Source organism: Shimia marina, from assembly GCF_001458175.1.
Taxonomy (GTDB): Bacteria; Pseudomonadota; Alphaproteobacteria; order Rhodobacterales; family Rhodobacteraceae; genus Shimia; species Shimia marina.
The window spans coordinates 387,373-401,201 of the sequence record NZ_CYPW01000006.1 but is presented as its reverse complement, the minus strand read 5'-3'; the positions used below and the strand labels follow the sequence as shown (position 1 = coordinate 401,201).

The 13,829-nt window shown below is 60.1% G+C and carries 15 protein-coding genes; 6 read left to right on the top strand and 9 right to left on the bottom strand.

Annotation, left to right across the window (positions count from 1 at the left end; all coding sequences use genetic code 11):
* Positions 1-23: 23 nt before the first annotated feature.
* The gene (locus SHM7688_RS03765; protein WP_058238654.1) at positions 24-959 is read right to left on the bottom strand and encodes a GGDEF domain-containing protein; all 936 of its coding nucleotides are present in this window, start codon (positions 957-959) and stop codon (positions 24-26) included.
* 258 nt (positions 960-1,217) lie between these two features.
* Between SHM7688_RS03765 and SHM7688_RS03760 the strand changes: the two genes are divergently transcribed.
* The 6 genes from SHM7688_RS03760 (at position 1,218) to SHM7688_RS03735 (ending at position 7,283) form a co-directional block, all read left to right on the top strand.
* The gene (locus SHM7688_RS03760) at positions 1,218-1,880 is read left to right on the top strand and encodes a hypothetical protein (protein WP_058238653.1); all 663 of its coding nucleotides are present in this window, start codon (positions 1,218-1,220) and stop codon (positions 1,878-1,880) included.
* Positions 1,881-2,027: 147 nt separating this feature from the next.
* On the top strand, positions 2,028-2,393 hold the full coding sequence (locus tag SHM7688_RS03755; protein ID WP_158500657.1) for a DUF4189 domain-containing protein: 366 nt from the start codon (positions 2,028-2,030) through the stop codon (positions 2,391-2,393).
* 143 nt (positions 2,394-2,536) lie between these two features.
* On the top strand, positions 2,537-3,253 hold the full coding sequence (gene mtgA / locus SHM7688_RS03750; RefSeq protein WP_058238651.1) for a monofunctional biosynthetic peptidoglycan transglycosylase: 717 nt from the start codon (positions 2,537-2,539) through the stop codon (positions 3,251-3,253).
* A 66-nt stretch (positions 3,254-3,319) separates the two neighbouring features.
* The gene (gene fzlA / locus SHM7688_RS03745; RefSeq protein WP_058238650.1) at positions 3,320-3,985 is read left to right on the top strand and encodes an FtsZ-binding protein FzlA; all 666 of its coding nucleotides are present in this window, start codon (positions 3,320-3,322) and stop codon (positions 3,983-3,985) included.
* Positions 3,986-4,095: 110 nt separating this feature from the next.
* Entirely contained in the window at positions 4,096-5,127 is a 1,032-nt protein-coding gene (gene queG / locus SHM7688_RS03740) for a tRNA epoxyqueuosine(34) reductase QueG (protein ID WP_058238989.1), read from the top strand.
* Between the two features lie 137 nt (positions 5,128-5,264).
* Complete coding sequence (locus SHM7688_RS03735; RefSeq protein WP_058238649.1) at positions 5,265-7,283, top strand: hydantoinase/oxoprolinase N-terminal domain-containing protein; 2,019 nt, start codon at positions 5,265-5,267, stop codon at positions 7,281-7,283.
* Between the two features lie 63 nt (positions 7,284-7,346).
* On the opposite strand, the gene msrA is transcribed toward SHM7688_RS03735, so the two are convergent.
* From msrA to SHM7688_RS03695, 8 genes are all read right to left on the bottom strand, one after another.
* On the bottom strand, positions 7,347-7,847 hold the full coding sequence (msrA, locus tag SHM7688_RS03730; protein ID WP_058238648.1) for a peptide-methionine (S)-S-oxide reductase MsrA: 501 nt from the start codon (positions 7,845-7,847) through the stop codon (positions 7,347-7,349).
* Positions 7,844-8,296, bottom strand: coding sequence for a peptide-methionine (R)-S-oxide reductase MsrB (gene msrB, locus SHM7688_RS03725; protein ID WP_058238647.1), 453 nt, complete (start codon positions 8,294-8,296; stop codon positions 7,844-7,846). The genes msrA and msrB overlap by 4 nt, the downstream gene beginning before the upstream one ends.
* A 145-nt stretch (positions 8,297-8,441) precedes the next feature.
* Positions 8,442-8,849, bottom strand: a complete 408-nt coding sequence (locus tag SHM7688_RS03720; protein WP_058238646.1) for a thioredoxin family protein — start codon at positions 8,847-8,849, stop codon at positions 8,442-8,444.
* A gap of 15 nt (positions 8,850-8,864) precedes the next feature.
* Positions 8,865-9,599 carry a cytochrome c biogenesis CcdA family protein gene (locus tag SHM7688_RS03715; RefSeq protein ID WP_306341254.1) on the bottom strand — a complete coding sequence of 245 codons (735 nt, stop codon included), beginning with the start codon at positions 9,597-9,599 and terminating at the stop codon, positions 8,865-8,867.
* Between the two features lie 36 nt (positions 9,600-9,635).
* On the bottom strand, positions 9,636-10,511 hold the full coding sequence (locus SHM7688_RS03710) for a DMT family transporter (RefSeq protein ID WP_058238644.1): 876 nt from the start codon (positions 10,509-10,511) through the stop codon (positions 9,636-9,638).
* An 89-nt stretch (positions 10,512-10,600) separates the two neighbouring features.
* Entirely contained in the window at positions 10,601-11,671 is a 1,071-nt protein-coding gene (locus SHM7688_RS03705; protein WP_058238643.1) for a DUF2955 domain-containing protein, read from the bottom strand.
* Positions 11,661-12,725 carry an HlyD family secretion protein gene (locus tag SHM7688_RS03700; RefSeq protein ID WP_058238642.1) on the bottom strand — a complete coding sequence of 355 codons (1,065 nt, stop codon included), beginning with the start codon at positions 12,723-12,725 and terminating at the stop codon, positions 11,661-11,663. The genes SHM7688_RS03705 and SHM7688_RS03700 overlap by 11 nt, the downstream gene beginning before the upstream one ends.
* The gene (locus tag SHM7688_RS03695; protein WP_058238641.1) at positions 12,725-13,801 is read right to left on the bottom strand and encodes an AI-2E family transporter; all 1,077 of its coding nucleotides are present in this window, start codon (positions 13,799-13,801) and stop codon (positions 12,725-12,727) included. The genes SHM7688_RS03700 and SHM7688_RS03695 overlap by 1 nt, the downstream gene beginning before the upstream one ends.
* Positions 13,802-13,829 lie beyond the last annotated feature (28 nt).

Genomic DNA, 13,829 nt, shown 5'->3' with positions numbered 1-13,829 from the left:
GGTCATGCGCCTAACCCAAAGACCTATGTTGTCGTTGAAATCGTGGTTTTCGCGTTGGGCGTTATCCTCACGCTGCCTTCGACCATCACTTGGTTTCGGCCAGAGTTTTTGGCGACATACAGCAACTCGTCCGCGCGTTTGAGGAGGGTCGTGGCCGGGTCGGTTTGAGCGCACATCTCGGTAAGCCCGATACTCACCGTTAAGCGGATTTTGTTTGCGTCAGCGATGATTTCGCTTGCCTGTATCGTCGAACGTAGCCGCTCACAGGCCGCATATGCGCCAATCAGGTTTGTGTCAGGGAACACCAGCGCAAATTCTTCGCCACCGAGCCTGCCCACAAGGTCAATTGTGCGAAACTCGCGGATCAGCATCCGTGAAAGCTGTTGCAGAGTCTTGTCTCCGGCGTCGTGGCCGTATGTGTCATTTATCCGTTTGAAATGATCCACATCGAGCATGGCAACCGACATTGGCAGCCCGTGTTGTCGAGCTTTGTCAAATTCGGTTTCCAGTGTTTTCAGAAAGGGGCGCCGGTTCGACACTTGGGTCAGGGGATCCGTATTTGCCTCAATCTGAAGGAGTTCATAGGCTTTGGTCAGCTCTCTGATGCTCAAAATGCCGACAAGTTTCTCATTCTCAATCACCGGCATATGCCGGATTGCGTGTTCATTCATGAGGTGCAGCAGGTAGGCCACCTCGTCCTCCGGGCCGCATGAAATGACGACCCGGGTCATTACCTCTGAAACCAAAGCTTCTGCGGCATTGGGATCACAACTCGCGACGACAGGCAGGAGATCCCTCTCGGAGACAATGCCAACCATTGTGTTGGTTTCGTCGGTCACAACCAATGCGCCAAGTTTCAGAGACATCAGCGCGGTGGCGGCTTGCCGAAGCGTCGCGTGAGGTCGAATACTCTCGACCGTGTTCGATTCCTTGGACTTCAATAACTGAGATACTCTCACTCTGAAGGCTCCCTATTCAATCGTGCAGTAGTGTAATCCCTACCTGATCAGCGGTTAAAAGGTTCTTTCTATATGTATTTTTGAATGCGGCATTTTACCTAAAAGATCTGTGAATAGAGGCGGTATTTTATAAGGATATGGGCCTTGGCGATCTGCTGCTTGGGCAATGGGGTGTGAACGCCGTCTGCGGACTTGCAACTTCTCAACGCATGAGGTTTCTGTGATTTAAATGAGGGGGATGCTCTTGGAGGGCTGGCCATGAAGTTGGCGCTTTTTTTGTCTGTTTCTGTTGTCTTGGGCGCGCCTATGTCGGCTTGCGCAGATGAGTTTTCAGTCGGGTTTGTGGACAAGAGCGTGGCGCAGTGTCTGGCCTGGTTCACAGGGGGCATGACGCAGGCTGTCTATGGAGACTGGCATTTGTCAGAGCAAACGGCGCGGGAGTTGTCTCTGGCGCAGAAATATCCTGATTTGATGCCAACCAGCTTCCATTTTGTCAGCCCGGAGCGGCATTATCTTGCGATTCTGAAGGCGCATATTGCGACCTGCAGCGTGATGAAAAACGTCCTGAGCGTGGATGAAACGGGCCGTGTGACAGTGCCGCCCGTGCCGTTTGACAACGGGCAGGCTTGGCAGGCTTTGCAAACATGGGGCGCGGATCAGGCGTTGGATGCGGGATTTGAAGATTGGCCCGAAGGAGCGGCGCAAAAACACCTGCCGGAGCGCTCTGATTTTGTCTTTTTCAAAAAGCGCTGTCGGGGCGACGTGCTTTGGACCATACAGGCGACCGCGCAGGCAGAGGGGCGCGGCGCGGAAGGTGTGTCTTTGCCCTTGCCTGCGTGGCATCTTACCATGTCGCGCTTTCATGCAGATGATCCCGACTTCGGCGGCTATGTGCAACGCGCCTGTCCCAAACTCTCCTAAACCATGCGCGGGCCGCTTTTCTCGCCTGTGATCCGTGAAATATGAACGCGAAATTAACCTCTGACTGCTCTGCTGTTGGGGGTTTTTACTTGTCTCATGTCTTTTGCAGAACGCGATCAGCGGGGACCGATTGCATTGGAGTGGACGATGAAGACGCGTATTTTGGCGCTGGCGATGATTATGGGGCTGACGGGGCAAGTGGCATCGGCCGGGCAATGTGGCTTTGCCTACTGCTGGGGCGCAGTAGCGATTGGGCAGGGCGGTGTCTGGGGCTGGGCCCACAGCCACTATTCTGAGCAGAGCGCGATCAATGCCCTGCAGAATGAATGTGGCGGAAACTGCGACAACCTGCACACGTTTTATAACAGCTGTGGGGCGATTGCGGAGGGCAGCAGTGGCAATTGGGGCTTTGGTGAAGGCGCGACGCGGGCACATGCGGAATACACGGCCAAAGCCTATTGCGCGACATATGGCGGGGGATGTGAGATCCGGGCCTGGGCCTGCTCGCCCTGATCCAGAAAGGTCAGCTTTCGGCGGATTTCTGGCTCTGCATTTTGGGAGGCTTGCACGGATGACGGGGAGTCTCTAAGCCCGTAGGATCAAGAGGCGCCTGATTACAGTGGTGGATCACAGCGACAGGGATATCGCGCGGGGATATGGCACAGACAAAAGCCAAACAACAAAAGCATGGCGTGATCAGGCGTCAATGGCTGCGCCTGCGCTATTGGCTGCGGCGCGTGGCGCTATGGTCTGTCTCTTTGGTGATCCTTTCCGTCCTGCTTTACGCGGTGGTGAACCCACCGATCACATGGACCATGGTGGGGGAGAAGCGCCGGCTTGGGGCGATTGACCGCGCCTGGGTGCCGATCGAAGACGTGGCGCCGGTGATGTTGCGATCAGTGGTGGCGGCGGAAGATGCCAATTTCTGTCTGCATTGGGGATTTGACGTGCGTGAGATTCGCCGTGCGATTGCCGAAGGGGCGGGGCGCGGGGCAAGCACGCTCACCCAGCAGACGGTGAAGAATGTCTACTTCTGGCAAGGGCGCAGCTGGCCGCGCAAGGTGATGGAAACCCTTATGACACCGCTGGTGGAGATGGCCTGGAGCAAGAAGCGCATTCTAGAGGTCTATCTCAATGTGGCGGAGTTTGATGAGGGGATCTTTGGGGTCGAAGCGGCGGCGCGGCATTATTTTGATGTCGGGCCTGAGGCCTTGACGGCGGTGCAGGCGGCGCGGCTGGCGGCGGTGCTGCCCAACCCCAAGGTGCGGGATGCCAGCAAGCCAACCGCCGGGTTGCGGCGGCGGGCGGCGGCGATCCTGGATGGGGCGGCGACCATACGCGGAGATGCGCGCGCGGCCTGTTTTGCGGATTGAAAAATGGCCCATGGCAAGGCATTGAGAGTCTATCTCTGAAATTCCAACAAGGCTGTGACTGTCCTGATGAACCGTTTGTTTCATGTGCCCCTGTCCCCATTCTGCCGCAAGGTGCGCCTCGTGATGGGGGAAAAGCGGCTGGAAGTGGAACTGGTGGAAGAGCGCTATTGGGAGCAGGATCCGGATTTCCTGCGCCGCAATCCGGCGGCCAAAGTGCCGGTTCTTAAGATGGACGGCAAGATGATGGCGGAAAGCAGTGCCATCTGTGAGTATCTGGAAGAGCAATATCCGGATCCGGCGCTGATGCCGCGGGATGCAGATGGGCGCTATGAGGTGCGCCGGCTGGTGGCGTGGTTTGATGATAAGTTTCACCATGAGGTCACCGCCAAGCTGCTCTATGAGCGGGTCAATCGCAAGCTGATGGGCACGGGTTACCCGGACAGTTCCAATGTGAAGGCGGGGGCGAAGGCGATCAAATATCACCTCGACTACATGCATTGGCTGCTCGATCACCGCCGGTGGCTGGCGGGGGATGTGATGAGCCTTGCGGATTTTGCCGCCGCGGCGCATCTGAGTGCGCTGGATTATATTTCGGATGTGGATTGGAACCGCTCTGCGGTGGTGAAAGACTGGTATGCGACCATCAAGTCGCGTCCGGCGTTTCGCGCCATTCTGGCAGATCAGGTGCCGGGGTTCCCGCCACCGGCGCATTATGCGGATCTGGATTTCTGATCTTTCGGGAGAAGGGGGCTGTCTGCCCCCTCGGCCTGACGGCCTCACCCCCGAGGATATTTCGGGCCAAATGAAGGAGTGGGCCGGTGTCTGCTGATCTGACCGCGCGGATGAAAGCGGAGGCCCGGGAGATGGGCTTTGATCTGGCGCGGGTGTGTCGGCCAGATGCGGTGCGCCATGTGGGTGCAGATCTGGCGGGGTTTCTGGCCAAAGGTTATCACGGGCAGATGAAGTGGCTGGGGGAGCGCACCCACTGGCGCGCAGATCCCAGTGTTCTGTGGCCTGAGGCGCGTTCTGTGATCATGCTGGGAGAGAGCTATACGCCCAAACATGATCCCACAGCGGTGCATGCCCATCCGGAGCGCGCGGCGATTTCTGTCTATGCGCAGAACAAGGATTATCACGACACGGTCAAGAAACGGCTCAAGCGGCTGGCGCGCTGGCTGATTGCGCAGACGGACCCGGAGGTGCAGGTGAAGGTGTTTGTGGACACGGCGCCTGTGCCTGAAAAACCGCTGGGGCAGGCGGCGGGGCTTGGCTGGCAGGGCAAACACACCAATCTGGTGAGCCGGGATCTGGGATCGTGGTTTTTTATTGGGTCGGTGTTCACCACTGCGGAGCTGGATATTGATGCGGCAGAGGTGGATCACTGTGGCTCTTGTCGGGCCTGTCTGGAGGCCTGTCCGACTGGCGCCTTTCCTGCGCCCCATAAAATTGATGCGCGGCGCTGTATTTCTTATCTGACCATTGAATCACACGGGCCGGTGGACCCGGCGCTGCGCCCGTTGCTGGGCAATCGGATCTATGGTTGCGATGACTGTTTGGCCGCCTGCCCGTGGAACAAGTTTGCACAGGGTGCGCGGGAGATGAAGTATCACGCGCGCGAGGAACTGAAGGCGCCGAAGCTGGCGGAGCTGGTTGGGTTGGATGATCCCGGGTTTCGGTCCTTTTTCTCAGGCTCTCCGATCAAGCGGATCGGGCGCAATCGCTTTGTACGCAATGTGCTTTACGCCATTGGCAATTCGGGTGCGCCGGAGCTTGAGGCGGCGGCAGTGCCGCTGTGTGAGGATCCCGATGAGACCGTGGCAGATGCGGCGCGCTGGGCGGTGGCGCGGCTGCGTGGCGAAAGCGGCACCCCGTGAAAAGAGGCCCCTTAGAAAAGACGCGCAAAAAGAGATGGGTCTGCGTGTCGAAAATCAGGTAAGCGTGACGCAATTGGGGCAGTGGCCGCGCGCGCAGGGGCGTAGGTTTCCGCAAAATGAGCACGGGAGAGGCCAGCATGAGTTTGTCTTTGGGGGTGGATACGGGTGGCACCTATACGGATGCGGTGTTGATCCGGGACGAGCGCGATGTGGTGGCCACGGCCAAGGCACTGACCACGCGGGAAGACCTTGCCAAGGGCATTGGGGCCGCAGTGGAATCCGTTTTGCAGCAGGCGGATGTGCGCCCTGAAGAGATCACCCTGGCCTCTCTGTCCACGACACTTGCGACCAATGCGCTGGTGGAAGGGCAGGGCGAAAGGGTTGGGCTTATTCTGATCGGTTTTCAGGAAGAGGATCTGCACAAACACGGATTGGCCGAGGCGCTTGCCGGGGATCCCCATGTGGTGGTGGCAGGGGGCCATAATCATGCGGGCCATGCGGAGAAAGATCTGGATGAGGCGGCGCTTTGTGCATGGTTAGAGACTGTTTCGGATGTGTCAGGCTTTGCCATCGCGGGCAAATTTGCCACCCGTAACCCGGCCCATGAGCAGCGCGCGGCAGCGCTTCTGGCTGCCCGTCTCAATCGCCCGATCAGCGCCTCTCATCAGCTCTCTGCCAAGCTCAATGGGCCGAAGCGGGCGCTGACGGCGCTGTTGAATGCGCGGCTGATTGGGATGATCGACCGGCTGATTTCACGGGCGGATCATCGTTTGCGCGGGTTGGGCATCACCGCGCCTTTAATGGTGGTGCGTGGGGATGGCGCGCTGATCTCGGCAGAGCTGGCGCGGGAGAAGCCGATTGAGACCATTCTGAGCGGTCCGGCGGCCTCCATTGTGGGCGCGCGCTGGCTGACGGGGGCAGAGGAGGCGCTGGTGAGTGACATTGGCGGCACCACCACGGATGTGGCAGTTCTGCGCAATGGCCAGCCAGCGATTGATCCACAGGGCGCGCGTGTGGGCGCGTTCCGGACCATGGTGGAAGCGGTGGCGATGCACACCTTTGGGCTGGGTGGAGACAGCGAGGTGCAGGTGCAGAGCAGCGGCTTGCAGGGGGGTGTGACGCTGGGCCCGCGCAGGGTGCTGCCGGTGGCGCTTCTGGCGACAGAGGCGCCTGAAGTTGTGCATGCGGCGCTTGAGACACAGCTGCGCCGGGCGGTGCCCATGCAGCACGACGGGCGGTTTGTGCGCGCTGTCACCCATCTTGAACCACAGGTCGAGTTTCTGGGGCTGACGGCGCGGGAGGCGACGCTGTTTGACCGCATCGGCGCGGGGGTGCGACCTTTGGGTGAGGTGTTGAAAAATCAGCTGGAGAAGAAGGCGCTGGACCGTCTGGTGGCCCGTGGTCTGGTGCAACAGGGCGGCGTGACGCCGTCAGATGCCAGCCATGTTCTGGGCAATGCGGATTTCTGGGATCAGGAGGCGGCCACTTTGGCACTGAGCCTGATGGCGCGCAATCGGATTGGCTCTGGTCAGACGCTGGCAGCAGGGCCAGAGGCATTGGCCCAGATGATTGTCACGCAGCTCACCCATCAGACAAGTTTGGCCTTGTTAGAGACTGCTTTTGCCGAAGAAGACAGTGATTTTGGCCTGTCGCCAGCGCAGCTGGCGCGACATGTGCTGACCCAGCGCGGTTTGACAGATGGGCATAAGGGGCTGGTGCGCATTGATAGCGGTCTGGTCGGGCCGGTGATTGGTCTTGGGGCGTCGGCACGCCAGTATTACCCGGCGGTGGGCGCGCGCGTGCGCTGTGACACGATTTTGCCAGTGCACGGCGGCGTGGCCAACGCCATTGGTGCCGTGGTGGGGCGGATCACCATCCGCAAAAGCGGCACGGTTACGGCCCCCAGCGAAGGTAAGTTTCGGGTGCATCTGGATGCGGGGCCGGAGGATTATTCGGATGAAAATGAGGCTCTAATTCGCCTTGAAACGGCTCTCACCCAACAGGCAGAAGAAGATGCTTTACGCAGCGGGGCCGAGGGCATTCGGGTGACGGTGCATAAAGATATCCGCCGCGCGCAGGCAGAGGCGCGGGAGGTCTTTGTGGAGGCGAGCTTTACTGTGGAGGCTTCTGGGCGGCCCCGGATTGCAGAGGCGTGAATCGCGCCTTTGAGCGGTTGGGGCATGCTGCCAAAGGCAGGGTGCCTTTGGCAGGGGGGTGTTTCAGCCGTGGCGTTTGGGCAGCACCCAATCCGGGCGGGCAAAGTGGCAGGTATAGCCGCCTTTGTTTTTCTCCAGATAGTCCTGATGATAATCTTCGGCTTCCCAGAAATCACTGACGGCGGTGACTTCTGTCACCACTTTGCCGGGCCAGAGACCGGAGGCTTCGACATCTTTGATGGTGTCGATGGCGACCTCTTTCTGTGCCTCATCCACATAGAAAATGGCGGAGCGATAAGAGGTGCCGATGTCGTTGCCCTGACGGTTCACGGTGGTCGGATCGTGGATCTGAAAGAAGAATTCCAGCAGCTTGCGGAAAGAGGTTTTGGCCGGATCGAAGGTGATCTCGATGGCTTCGGCATGGGTGCCGTGGTTCTTGTAGGTGGCATTGGGCACATCGCCGCCAGTGTAGCCCACGCGGGTGTCCAGCACACCTTCCATTCTGCGGATCAGGTCTTCCATGCCCCAGAAACAGCCGCCGGCCAGAACTGCACGTTCGCTCATTGCTCGATCTCCTCAATTTGGTTGAGATAGGCGCCATAGCCTTCCGCTTCCATATCGTCGCGGTGGATGAACCGCAATGAGGCGGAGTTGATGCAATAGCGCAGGCCGCCGCGATCCTGTGGGCCGTCGGGGAAGACATGGCCAAGGTGGCTGTCGCCGTGTCTGGAGCGCACTTCGGTGCGGATCATGCCGTGGGTTGCGTCATGATGTTCGGTGACATAGGCGGTTTCAATGGGCTTGGTGAAGCTCGGCCAGCCGCAGCCGCTTTCGTATTTGTCAGCGCTGGCAAAGAGGGGTTCGCCGGAGACCACATCCACGTAGAGGCCGGGCTCTTTGTTGTGGAGCAGCTTGCCGGAGCCGGGGCGCTCGGTGCCGTTTTCCTGAGTGACCCAGAATTGCTCATCGCTCAGCGTGGCGATCACATTGGTGTCGCGGGTGTATTTGGTCATGCGCGTCTCCTTCCCCGATCTATGGGCCCTGATGCGCGGGCGGGATCGGTGTTCTGTCTTCAGGCATATGGGAGGATACGGGCGTTTGAAAAGGGGAGATCACGCCAGCGTGTCATGGTTGCGCTGGCGTGGAGGTGTCGCAGCGTCAGGCGCTATAGGCCTTCAGAGCGGTGTCGAGCAGGCCTTTGATCTGGGACTTTGAGGTGCCGGCCACGATGCGGCCAAGCTCCTGATCCCCTTTCAGCACCACAAGCGTGGAGCGGCGCGGGATCTTGAGGCTCTTGGTGAGCTCGGCTTTGCGGTAGGTGTCCCAATCGACCTTGATGAAGGTGATGGCCTCACCGTAGGCGGGGTTTTCGTCGATCAATTCGTTGACGACCCGTTCCTGTGTGGCACAGGTGGCGCACCATGTGGCGGAGAAATCAAGGAAGACGATGTCGCCTTTGGCAAGGTGCTTTTTGACGAGGCCGGGGGTGTAGTCGGTGGCGGCGCGGGCCGCGAGCGGTGCCAGAAGGCTGGCGGCGGCTGCGGTGAGGAAGGTGCGGCGGTGCATGGGGAAACTCCTTGGTTAAATGGAAACAGACAGGTCGATCAGCCAGGCGGGCATGACAGTGAGCAGCCAGCCTTCGATCATGTGGTGGAGGTTGAAAAACAGCGCGAGGCCGGTGGCGAGGAAAACCACGCCCATGATCGGGCGGGATTTGGCGGCGATGGCGCGCATAGTCGCCTGATGGCGGCTCATGGCGGAGCGTGCCCCATAGCCGAGCGCGAGGATGAGTGTGGACACGCCTGCGGCGAAGGCCACCATGATCAGCGCGGCGAACCCGAGACTTTCGCCCTGACTGGCCAGAGAAATGGCGCCGCCAAGCGTGGGCCCGATACAGGGGGACCAGACCGCGCCCAGCAGGAGCCCACCGAGGAATTGGCCCTGAAGGGTGGAGCGGTCTACAGCATCGAGCCCACTGTCTGCACGGGCAGCGACGCCAGCTGTTGCCGTGGAGAACGCGGTGGAGAACCGGGGGATCAGAAGGATCGTTCCAAAGGCAATCATCAAGACGGCCCCGGCTTGAGACAGGGTTTCAGGGGTGAGGCCGATGGCATAACCAAAGGTCGTCACGGCCATGCCGAGCATCACAAAGCTCAGGCTCATGCCCAGAGCCAGAACTGCGGGGCCGTGTTTGGAGGCCTGAAGGGCGGTGGCGATGACGATGGGCAAAACCGGCACCACACAGGGGTTAATCAGGGTCAGCAGACCCGCACCATATGCAAAAACAAATTCCATGGCCCCGTTGTGCCAACACATTCAGGATATGTCATATCAAACCGTGGTGACGGATGATCACGTGGTCGTGTGGGATTGTTTCGACAGTTGCACCGCAAGAATCCCGGCACAGATCACAGCCACGCCGATGATGTCGGTGAGCGTGAGGCTTTCCCCAAGAATGAGCGCGGCAATCGTCACCCCAAAAAACGGATTGAGGAAGTGGAAGGTGGCGGCTTTGACCGCGCCGATGCGGGCCACCAGTGCAAACCATATCCATGTTGCCAGCAGCCCCGGCGCGACGATGGTATAGGCAAAGGCCGTGAGCATGCGTGGGTTCCAGTGCACCTCCCAGGTCTCAAAGATCAGAGAGGCCACACACAGCACGGCGGCGCCAACAAACATCTGCAGCCCGACGATCATCAGAACATTCCCGCCAGAGGAGGCATTGCGCACGGTCAGCGTGGCAATGGCCAGCGCCAAGGCGCCGATCACACAGAGAATCACACCAAAGAGATCCACGCCCTGACCAAGGCGCCCCGCCATAATCAGCACCACGCCGCCGAAGCCGACAATCAGCCCGATGGCTGCAGGAGGGGAGAGCTTTTCGCCCATCACAGCCCAGCCCAGCAGCGCGACGATCAACGGCATGGTGGAGGCAACGATGGAGGCCAGAGAGGCTTCGACCGTGGTCATGGCGGTGAAATTAAGCCCCAGATAGAGCGCATTTTGGCAGAGGCCAAAGATCAACGTGGCCCGCCATTGCGCTTTGGTGAGATGCCAGCTTTGCCCGAGCGCGCGGGCAATGGCCACGCCGATCACTCCAGCGATGGCAAAGCGCAATGCGGAGATCGCCAGTGGTGGGGCGTCTGCGACGATGATGCGTGCAGAGGTGAAAGCCGATGACCAGATCAGGGCAAAGAGCAGCCCCATGCCAAGCGCGCGTATGTCCATCAGGCTGTCCCGTCGTGTGCAGTTTTTTGATATCGGCGGATGTAACCGCAGAAATTTGATGTCTGCAAGTGGGGCCTGAAGGTGGCCTGTCAGCTTGGCGCGGTGCGTCGGCGCAAACGGGCGCGTGGGCGGCGTTTGGTCTTTGCTTTGGGATCCGGGGTCAGAGGGAAGAAGGCATCGACAACAACATAGGCGATCAGCACGAACATCAAGGCATTGCCAATTTGCAGCAGCCGGTCGACCAGCGCCACATCTGCATCATCGCCAAAGGGGGCGATAGAACCGCCAAAGAGGATCACGGTGGTGGTGAGGCCAGAGCCGGCGAGCGAGGCGTCGGCGCGACCGGAGACAAACCAACGGGCAAATACGAATGCGGCGGTGGCAAAGGCAAGCAAAGCCACCAGCATCAGAGGGGCAATGACGGTCAGCTCATAACAGATCATGGCGGCGATGCCGCCCAGCACATTGGCTTTGAGCATGCCGCGCGCCACGGTAGGGCCTGCGGCGGTGGCTGCGGAGAGCTGTTGGGAGAGGATGGCCACAAACAGCAAAGTCACAAGCGCGCCGCTGCCCACCAGATAAAAATAGAAGGCAAAAGGAATGGTCACCAGTGACATGCGCCAGACCAGACGGCTCGGATCATGATGTGGGGCCGGAGGTTTTTGCGCTGCGGCGACACCAGAGGGCGTTGGCGGAAACAGGTGAAACATCGCCACGGTCCAGAGCCACGCCAGCACCAGATTGAGCGGCACCCAGATCACCAGGATCAGGGCCAGCTTCTGTGAGGTCAGCACAAGTGTCGGCAGCATCAGCGCAGCCATCAGCGCCAGCACCACGGCGAGCATGCCAGTGCCTTTGGTGGACCAGTAAAAGGCGCTGGCCACGGCCAGAGCCAGCCCCAGCAGAAAGGCGACCGGGTAGGGTGACAGCGCAGAGGAGATCACCCAGCTCGCAGTCAGGAAGACAACGGCCATCATGAACAGGCCTTTGATGGCCTTGGGGGGCATGGGGCCGGGGGCCTGTAGGAAGAGGGTCACAAACACCGTGCAGATCGTGGCCAGTGGCCAGCCGAGCAAAATGGCGAGGGCAAAATGTCCGCCCACCCCAACCGCCAGCCGCAGACCGCGATTGTCCGGTGCGGAGGTGGCCTCAGTAGGCATAGGAGAACAGGGCGACCAGCTTGATGTAGAAGCGGCCCACGGTGTTCAGAAAGAAGCTGTCTCCGGTGTAGACGATTACATCTGCCTGTCCGTTCATATTAAAGCGGATGTCATCGGTTTCATCGCCGGATGTGTGCTCTGGCAGGATGATACGCAGGGCAAAGCGCTGCGGGTCACGCAGCCAGCCTGCGGTGCGGGGAATGGGGGTGGGGTCGCCGGGCTTGGCGTTGGTGCCGTCAGAGCTTGCGATGCTCAGGCTGGCCACTTCGCCGCGCCAGACTTTGCCCGGGTGCATATCCAGCACCACATCGACCGGATCGCCGATCTTGATTTTGCCGAGATTGTTTTCGGTCATATAGGCCTCGACCCAGACATTGGAGGCATCGACAAATGTCATCAGGCTTTGACCTGCTTTGGCGTAGTTGCCGGTGGCGACATCCAGATCGGAGAGCACGCCACGGGAGGGGGCCTCCAGCGCGGTCCAGCTGAGTTTGAGCTCGGCATCGGAGAGCTTGGCGAGGGCGGCCTGAATGCGCGGGTTGTCGTTGCCGGTGCTGCCGAGGGCTTTCTCTTCGCTTTCCAGATCTGCCTGCGCCTGTTCCAGCTCGGATTCGGCATCGGCCAGACGGCGGCGGGATTCATCCGCCTTGGCGACGGCAATCAGGCCTTTTTCCTCCAGCTCAAAGACCCGTGCGGCTTGCAGACGCTCTGTTTCCAGATCGGTCTGGGCCCGGGTCACGCGGGTCTGGGCGCTGCTGACATCTGCGCTGTCGGCCCCGACATCCTGTGTGGCTCGGGCCAGATCGGCTTCGGCGCTTTGTTTGGCGATTTCAAACTGGCGCGGGTCGATGCGGGCAATCACGGTGCCCGCTTCGACAATTTCGCCATTGCCTGCGTTTATTTCCACAATCGTGCCGGACACCTGCGGGGTGATGGGCGTGATGATGGCTTTGACGCGGGCGTTGGAGGTGAAGGGGGTGGTGCGGTCGGCGGCGAGATACCAGGCGACAATCACCAGCAGCAGGCCGACCGTTGTCCAGAAGGTGCGTTTCATCAGGCGTCGCCTTCCTGCGTTTTGGCTTTGGCGGGATCGGTTTCCATCCAGGCGAGCACAAGCTCATAGAACACCGAGAGGATCACCGGGCCGATGAAAATGCCGATCAGGCCAGAAGACAGCACACCGCCCAGCACGCCGACGAGGATGACGAGGATGGGCGTGTCGAGACCTTTGGCGATGAAGATCGGGCGCAGGAAGTTGTCCATCAGGGTGAGCGGGATCATCAGCGCTGTGAAGCCGAGCGCGGCGCCAAAGCCCATGGCGCCCCAGGCCCAGATCAGCAGAGGGATCACCACCAGCAGCGGGCCGATTTGAAGAATGCCAAGGATCAGGATCACCACGGCCAGAGGGCCTGCGGCGTCAATGCCAAAGAGCATCATGACAATGCCCATGCCGCCGGCCTGTAGCGCGGCCACGCCCAGCACCCCACGGGAGACGTTGCGCACGGTGGCGGTGGCCATTTTGACAAATTCGCCGCCCTTTGGGGCAAAGACGCGGTTGCCGAATGTCTGTGTCATTGCGCCGAGTTTGGGGCCGGGGGGCAGCATCATGCCCATGACAACGACAGAGAGTGCCATGGCGAGCAGTTGAAAGCCAATGCCTGCCACTGCGCCGCCGATGGTGCTGGCAAATTCCAGGATCACCGAGCCATAGCGTTCCAGCGCGACCGCCATATTGGAGTTGAACAGATGCCAGGCCTCGGTCGCCTTGGGGCCGACCACAGGAATATCCTTGAGCCCTTCTGGTGGGGCGGGAATTTCCAGCGTGCCATTCTGCACTTTGTCCGACAGCGTGGCGATGTGTTCTGCCAGCCCGCTGATGGAGGCCCAGAGCGGGCCGATGGTGAGGCCAAGACCGAGCAGGGTGATCAGTGTTGCGGCAAGCCCGCGGCGCCCGCCGAGTTTGGATTGCGCCCAGTCAAACAGAGGATAGATCGCGACGGCAAGGATGATGGCCCAGATCACAATGCCGGACAAAGGCAGGATGATGGTGAAGGCCGCAAAAGCAAACAGCCCCAAAAACAGCAGCCGTACCCCAAGGTCAATCAAGCGTCTTTCGTCCATGCCATCCATAGTAACCAACTTTCCTTGTTTGCAAAAA

Excerpts from the sequence above, each read along its gene's own strand:
- SHM7688_RS03760 (WP_058238653.1), top strand. The coding sequence starts at position 1,218 with ATGAAGTTGGCGCTTTTTTTGTCTGTTTCTGTTGTCTTGGGCGCGCCT.
- SHM7688_RS03755 (WP_158500657.1), top strand. The coding sequence starts at position 2,028 with ATGAAGACGCGTATTTTGGCGCTGGCGATGATTATGGGGCTGACGGGG.
- mtgA (WP_058238651.1), top strand. The coding sequence starts at position 2,537 with ATGGCACAGACAAAAGCCAAACAACAAAAGCATGGCGTGATCAGGCGT.
- fzlA (WP_058238650.1), top strand. The coding sequence starts at position 3,320 with ATGAACCGTTTGTTTCATGTGCCCCTGTCCCCATTCTGCCGCAAGGTG.
- queG (WP_058238989.1), top strand. The coding sequence starts at position 4,096 with ATGAAAGCGGAGGCCCGGGAGATGGGCTTTGATCTGGCGCGGGTGTGT.
- SHM7688_RS03735 (WP_058238649.1), top strand. The coding sequence starts at position 5,265 with ATGAGTTTGTCTTTGGGGGTGGATACGGGTGGCACCTATACGGATGCG.
- msrA (WP_058238648.1), bottom strand. The coding sequence starts at position 7,847 with ATGAGCGAACGTGCAGTTCTGGCCGGCGGCTGTTTCTGGGGCATGGAA.
- msrB (WP_058238647.1), bottom strand. The coding sequence starts at position 8,296 with ATGACCAAATACACCCGCGACACCAATGTGATCGCCACGCTGAGCGAT.
- SHM7688_RS03720 (WP_058238646.1), bottom strand. The coding sequence starts at position 8,849 with ATGCACCGCCGCACCTTCCTCACCGCAGCCGCCGCCAGCCTTCTGGCA.
- SHM7688_RS03715 (WP_306341254.1), bottom strand. The coding sequence starts at position 9,599 with ATGTGTTGGCACAACGGGGCCATGGAATTTGTTTTTGCATATGGTGCG.
- SHM7688_RS03710 (WP_058238644.1), bottom strand. The coding sequence starts at position 10,511 with ATGGACATACGCGCGCTTGGCATGGGGCTGCTCTTTGCCCTGATCTGG.
- SHM7688_RS03705 (WP_058238643.1), bottom strand. The coding sequence starts at position 11,671 with ATGCCTACTGAGGCCACCTCCGCACCGGACAATCGCGGTCTGCGGCTG.
- SHM7688_RS03700 (WP_058238642.1), bottom strand. The coding sequence starts at position 12,725 with ATGAAACGCACCTTCTGGACAACGGTCGGCCTGCTGCTGGTGATTGTC.
- SHM7688_RS03695 (WP_058238641.1), bottom strand. The coding sequence starts at position 13,801 with ATGGATGGCATGGACGAAAGACGCTTGATTGACCTTGGGGTACGGCTG.